Origin of the sequence: Brevundimonas sp. UBA5936 (assembly GCA_002430835.1) — a bacterium.
GTDB lineage: Bacteria > Pseudomonadota > Alphaproteobacteria > Caulobacterales > Caulobacteraceae > Brevundimonas.
In genome coordinates this window covers 1-5,975 of the sequence record DJDA01000129.1, presented here as the reverse complement: position 1 = coordinate 5,975, position 5,975 = coordinate 1, and the positions used below count along the sequence as shown (strand labels likewise).

Here is a 5,975-nt window from a genome sequence, read left to right as displayed (position 1 = left end):
TCCATCCGCGCCCAGCGGGACATGGTGGCGGCGGGCGGCGGCATCGGCGTCCTGCCCTGCTTTCTGGCCGAGGGGCTGACGCGGATTTTAGCGAGCGAAGTGCTGATAGAACGCCGTTTCTGGCTCAGCACCCACCGCGAGGTCCATGGCACGGCGCGACTGAAAACGGTCCGGCGCTGGATCAAAACCCTGTGTCAGGATCAGGTCCGCCGCCTCGCCCCCCTGCCCGCGACCGCGCCGAGACGCGCCGAGGGGTGACTATATTTTACATTTTACATTGCTCTAAAGCCCAGCATCCGGGGCTATGACTTCAACGTTCTCTCCGGAGCTGCGTAACCAGTATGAAGATCGCGATATTAGATGACGACCCCGTCCAGTTGGAGTTCGTCTCCGAGGTCGTCCAGGACGCCGGGTATCGCGCCACTCTGTTTTCGCGCGGCCAAGCGCTGATCTCCGCCCTGAGAAAAGACACCTTCGACATGCTGATCGTCGACTGGAACCTGCCGGACCGTTCGGGTCTGGAAGTGCTGGCCTGGGCGCGCACCAATCTGAAGCCCGCCCCGCCCATGCTGCTGGTCACCAGCCGCGCCGAAGATGAAGACGTGGTCGCAGGCCTGGACGCCGGCGCCGACGACTACCTGCCCAAGCCCCTGTCCAAGCCGGTGCTGGCGGCGCGGATCAACGCCCTGATCCGTCGCGCCTACGCCCAGCCGACGACGCCGGGCGTCGAGGTCTATGACGGAGTGTCTTTCCACGAGTCTGCCGGGGCCGTGACCCGTGACGGCCAGTCGGTGGCCCTGACGGCCAAGGAATACGCCCTGGCCCTGCTGCTGTTCCGCAACCTGCACCGGGCGTTGTCGCGGACCTACATCCTCGAAACGGTGTGGGGCAATGAGCCGGACCTGAACAGCCGTTCGCTGGACATGCACATCTCGCGCATCCGCAACAAGCTGGAGCTTCGGCCCGAGCGAGGCTTCCGCCTGACCCCCATTTACAGCTACGGATACCGCCTTGAGCGCGTCACGGGAGCCGAACCCGGCCCTGACGCCTGAATGAAGACGCAGGTGGCGGAATGAAGACGGATTGGTCTGCGGCTCTGGCGGTTGCAGCAATGCTGGCCGCAGGAAGCGCCGCCGCACAGACTTCGGCCGCTCCGCCCGCGCCCCGCACGGCGTCTTCCGCCGCCGTCGAGACGCTCGACTATGTGGTCCAGCGCGGCGACACCCTGATCGACCTAGCGACCGCCTATATGAACCGGCCGCTCGACTATCGCCGGGTCCAGCGCGAGAACCGGGTCGCCAATCCGCGCCGCCTCGCGATCGGCCGCACCCTGGCCCTGCCGGTCGATCTGCTGCGCGCCGATCCTGACGAGGCGCGCATCGCCGGCTTCCGGGGCGCCGCGACCCTGAACCAGGACGGCCGATCCGCCGCCCCAGCCTCCGGCCAGACCGTGCGCGAAGGCGCCGTCCTCAGCACCGGCGCCAACGCCTTCGTCCGCCTGGCCCTGTCGGACGGCAGCCATGTGGTCGTGCCCTCCAACAGCCGCGTGCGCGTCAGCCGCCTGCGCCGCTACGCCATCAACGGCGCCGTCGACCACGCCCTGACGGTCGAGGCCGGTCGCGCCGAGTCGCGCGTCAGCCCCCGGCGCCGCCCAGGCGGCTTCGCCATCCGCACCCCCGTCTCGGTCTCGGCCGTGCGCGGCACCGACTTCCGCGTCTCCTTCGACGATGACGCCGACCGCTCGACCACCGAGGTTCTGGAAGGCGCCGTCGCCATCGCGTCGGGTCAGGCCGAAACCCTGGCCGCCGCAGATCAGGGCGTCAGCGCCGCCGCTGGCGCTGTGCGCCTGCTGCCCCTGCTACCCGCGCCCGCCCTGGTTCGCCCCGACGCGCCGCAGACCCAGGCCCAGGTCGCCTTCGACATCCAGCCCCTGCCCGGCGCCGAACGCTATCGCGGCCGCATCGCCCAGGACGCCGGCATGATCGAGGCCTTCGCCGAGGCCGACAGCGCGCCCGGCGGCTCCCTGGTCTTCGGCGAGATGGAGGAAGGCGCATTCTTCCTGCGCCTGACCGCCCTGTCGCCCGAGGGGCTGGAGGGCAAGGCTGTCACCTACAGCTTCATTCGCGCCCGTAACGGCGTCGGCGGCCTGGCCTCGGCCCTGGACCAGCGCGACCGCCGCCGCTTCTACCGCTTCCGCTGGGAGGCCGAGGGCGTCGGTGCGGCCACCTTCCGTTTCCAGCTGTGGCGCGAGGCCGAGGACGGAACCGCCGACGGCCCCCTGCTGGTCGACCAGCCCGGCCTGACCGACGAAGCCTTCACCCTCAGCGACCTGCCGCCGGGCGTCTACAGCTGGCGGGTGCAGGGCGCGCGCCATCGCTTCGGCCGCCTGCTAGAAGCCTGGTCCGAACCGCAACAGCTCCGCATCGGGCGCTAGCGCCGTGCCCGCGCCCGCAGGGCCGAAAGGCGGCTGGAGAGGCTGGCTCGGCGCCCGCCTGACCGGCCGTCGCGCCCTGGTCGAGTGGGCGCTGGTGGCGACGCTGTCCGCCCTGCTGGTCGGCTGGATGGCGCTGACGCCTGTCGCCGACGGCGCCGACCACCTGGTCTATGACGCCCTGATGCGGGCCGAGGCGGGACCGGCCGACGAAGACATCGTCATCATCGCCATCGACGACCGCAGCCTGGAGGCCCTGGGCCAATGGCCCTGGCCGCGCGACCTGCACGCCCGGCTGATCGACCGCCTGACCCAGGCGGGCGCGGGGCCTGTCGCCTACGACGTCCTGTTCACCGAAGCCTCCCCGCAGGACGACGCCCTGGCCGCCGCCCTGGCCCGCAACGGCAAGGTCCGCCTGCCGGTGGTGCTGGACGCCCCCGGCCTGAACGGAGCCGCCTTTCGCGAGGACGCCCCTGCGCCGATCCTGACCGATGCGGCGGCAGGCCTCGGCCACGTCAATCTGACGGTCGACGACGACGGCGCCGTGCGCCGCCTGCCTCTCTATCTTCAGGCAGATGGGCGGACCTGGCCGCATCTGATCCTGCCCCTGGCCGCCGCCAAGGGCGCCGCACCCGCGCCGCCCGCGCCACACGGCGGCGACGAGCTTTTCGCCGCCTCGCCGGAGGCCCTGGTCTACCGCGGCCCGCCCGGCGCCTTCCGCACCCTGTCCTTCGCCGACGTGCTCAGCGGCGAGACGCCCGCCGCCTTCCTGAAGGACAGGCTGGTGCTGGTCGGGGCGACGGCGCCGGGCCTGGGCGACCGTTACGCCACCCCGGCCACGCCCCACGGCGAACTGCGCCCCGGCGTCGAGGTGCAGGCCGCCCTGCTCCAGACCCTGATCGAGGGCGGCGGCCCGCGCAGCCTGTCGCCCGCCTGGGTGCTGATCCTGTCCCTGCTGCCGCTCGGCCTGCTGGTCGCCGGCTTCCTGGTGCTGCGCCCGGCGGCCAACATGGCCCTGGGCGCAGGGCTGATCGTCCTGACCCTGGTCGGAACCGCCGCCGCCTTCCTGGCGGGCGGCCTGTGGTTCCCGCCCTCGGCCGCCGTGGCTGGACTGGCCCTGGCCTATCCCTTGTGGAGCTGGCGTCGTCTGGCCGCCGCCTCGGCCTATATGCAGAGCGAGGTCGAGGCCTTCGAGCGCGACGGCGTGCGCCTGATCGGCCGTGCCCAGGGCGGCGACGTGGTGGCCCGCCAGGTGGACGCCCTGCGCGCCGCCGTGCGCCAGGTACGCGACCTGGAACGCTTCATCTCCGACACCCTGCGAAGCCTGCCCGACGCCACGGTCGTCGCCGACCCTCACGCCCGCATCATCCTGTCCAACGACCGGGCCGAGGCCCTGTTCGGCGACCGACTGAGGGACGACGCCGACCTGCCCCTGCTGTTCCAGTCCCTGGGCGAACCGGCCTGGCGCCGCTTCCTCGATCCCGAGGGCGATCCCGGCGACATCACCACGCCCGACGGCCGCATCCTGAAGGCCGCCGCCGCCCTGCTGACCGACGCCGAAGGCCAACCGGTCGGCCACATCGTGCGCTTCGCCGACATGACGCGCTTCCGCGCCGCTGAGCGCCAGCGCGCCGAGGCCCTGCAACTGCTCAGCCACGACATGCGCGCGCCCCAGGTGTCGATCCTGACCCTGCTGGACGGCCCCGCGCCGCGCCTGGACCCCATGGTCGAGCGCCGCATCGCCGACTACGCCCGCCAGACCCTCGACCTTGCAGAGGGCTATGTCCAACTGGCCCGCGCCGAGAGTCAGCCCTATCGCTCGGAACTGCTGGACCTGGGCCAGGTCGCCATGGATGCGGCCGACATCCTGTGGCCCCAGGCGTCGAAGAAGGGCGTCCGCATCCTGACGCCCGACGGCGAGGAAGAGTTCCTGGTCCAGGGCGACCCCGCCCTGCTGCGCCGCCTGACCACCAACCTGCTCGACAACGCCCTGAAATACGGCCCGGCGGGCGGCGTCATCCAGGTCAGCCTGACCGGCGCCGAAGAAGACGGCCGCCCGGTCTGCGTCCTCAGCGTCAGCGATCAGGGGCCGGGCCTGTCGGAAGAAGCCGCGCGCCGCCTGTTCCAGGCCTTCGGCCACGGCGGCGCCGATCATCGTGGCGCGGGGCTGGGCCTCGCCTTCGTCCGCACCGTCGCCGAACGTCACGGCGGAACCATCCGCCACCAGCCCGGATCGCCGGGCGCGACCTTCATCCTGACCCTGCCCAGGATCACGGAAGGGGAATGAAGCTGCGGGCGGTCGGCCCTAGTTCGCCGCGTCCAACTGCGCCACCGCCGCTTCGGCTAGCAGGCCCGGCGCGGTTTCGGCCTGACGCCGTCCCAGGATCGCGACCGCCGAGGCGCGGTAGGCCCCGGCTTCATTCCCCGGTCCGGTCAGGATCACCGTCAGGCTGTGCGTCTGGCGGCCCTGGCTCCACCATTGCGGCAGGCGCGGCGCATCGGTCCACTCGCCTTGGCGCGCATCGACGTCGGTGAAGACGCCGGTCTTCTGAGGCCGCACCGCATAGGCCGTCTCGACCCGCCAAGCGGCCTTGTCGTCCACCTCGCGCCAGCCGCGCGCGCTCAACGCCTGGCGCACGGCCTCGGCCGCCGCGCGGTCGGCCTCGCTCGGCGCCTCGGCCTCCAACAGGCGGTAGGCAGTCACGTTCGCGGGCACGGCGGCCGACAACTGCGTCTCGACGCGCGGCGCAGAGGCGCAGCCCGCCAGGACGGCCGCGCTGACCAGAGGAAGAGCCAGACGAGTGATCATGGCTGCGATACCTGCCCCGCCGCGCCCTCCAAGTCCACAACGGACGACTCCCGCAGGACCGAAAAGCGCGCCGCCTAGCCCCCGGACGCCAGCGCGCCCGTCACCCCCAGCGTCCCGTCCGCATTCTCGACCACGCCCAGTTCCTCGATCCGCGCCCCGCCCTGCTCCAGCGTCGCCAGCCAGCCGAAGGCCTGGGCCGTCGTCACGCGATCCAGCCGAAAGCCCAGCCGCCCGCCCTCGGACATGCCCAACGTCGGCTGCACCCTCGCCGCCGTGGCGGTGGAGGCGACCAGAGCCTGAAGATCGACTGCTTCAGTCGGTCGCACGCCGCGCTGAACCACCGCCGTCTCGACCTGCGTCAGTCGCCGTTCGGCGGCGACGCGCGCGCGCGCCTGATCGGCCTGCCAGCCGTCCAGCGGCCGCACCACGCCCAACCAGCCGACGACGCCCAGCACCAGCGCCCCCATGACCGCCAGCATCCGCCGCTCGCGCAGCGACCGGCCGTCCCACCAGGCAGCGGCGGAAGAGAACAGGGCCCTCATCGGGCGCCTCCGATCGTAAGGGTGCTGATCATGCGCCCGCCTTCCTCGGCCGAGGCTTCGTCGACCACCGCCAACCCGGCCTCGGCCAGATCGGCGCGCACGGCGTCCAGATCATTGAACGTCGGATGAGCCAGGGTGACGCGCAGTCCCTCGCCGCCCAGGGTCGCGTCGTCCAGTTCGGCGCCCGGCACGC

General features: G+C 71.9%; 6 protein-coding genes and 1 pseudogene (1 of these 7 running past the window's edge). 4 read left to right on the top strand and 3 right to left on the bottom strand.

Features of this window, described 5'->3' with window-relative positions; translation table 11 throughout:
- The 4 genes in view from B2Y21_RS13445 to B2Y21_RS13430 are tightly spaced (at most 33 nt apart) and all read left to right on the top strand, a layout consistent with a single transcriptional unit that may run on beyond the window.
- Positions 1-308, top strand: the final stretch of a protein-coding gene (locus tag B2Y21_RS13445) for a LysR family transcriptional regulator (RefSeq protein WP_292060350.1). Its footprint begins 502 nt before the window's first position; 308 of the gene's 810 nt are visible here — the last part of the coding sequence; its start codon lies off the left edge, out of view; its stop codon occupies positions 306-308.
- Between the two features lie 33 nt (positions 309-341).
- Complete coding sequence (locus B2Y21_RS13440; protein ID WP_292060349.1) at positions 342-1,052, top strand: response regulator transcription factor; 711 nt, start codon at positions 342-344, stop codon at positions 1,050-1,052.
- Between the two features lie 20 nt (positions 1,053-1,072).
- Positions 1,073-2,434, top strand: a complete 1,362-nt coding sequence (locus B2Y21_RS13435; RefSeq protein WP_292060348.1) for a FecR domain-containing protein — start codon at positions 1,073-1,075, stop codon at positions 2,432-2,434.
- 4 nt (positions 2,435-2,438) lie between these two features.
- Positions 2,439-4,718 (top strand): CHASE2 domain-containing protein, encoded by a 2,280-nt coding sequence (locus B2Y21_RS13430; RefSeq protein ID WP_292060347.1) that lies wholly within the window; start codon positions 2,439-2,441, stop codon positions 4,716-4,718.
- A gap of 18 nt (positions 4,719-4,736) precedes the next feature.
- Here B2Y21_RS13430 and B2Y21_RS13425 read toward each other — a convergent pair whose 3' ends face one another.
- From B2Y21_RS13425 to B2Y21_RS13415, 3 genes and pseudogenes are all read right to left on the bottom strand, one after another.
- The gene (locus B2Y21_RS13425) at positions 4,737-5,240 is read right to left on the bottom strand and encodes a hypothetical protein (RefSeq protein WP_292060346.1); all 504 of its coding nucleotides are present in this window, start codon (positions 5,238-5,240) and stop codon (positions 4,737-4,739) included.
- A 74-nt stretch (positions 5,241-5,314) separates the two neighbouring features.
- Positions 5,315-5,782, bottom strand: a complete 468-nt coding sequence (gene gspM / locus B2Y21_RS13420; RefSeq protein WP_292060345.1) for a type II secretion system protein GspM — start codon at positions 5,780-5,782, stop codon at positions 5,315-5,317.
- Positions 5,779-5,975: pseudogene (locus B2Y21_RS13415) on the bottom strand (hypothetical protein); the annotation flags it as partial. The pseudogene B2Y21_RS13415 and the gene gspM, both read right to left, overlap by 4 nt.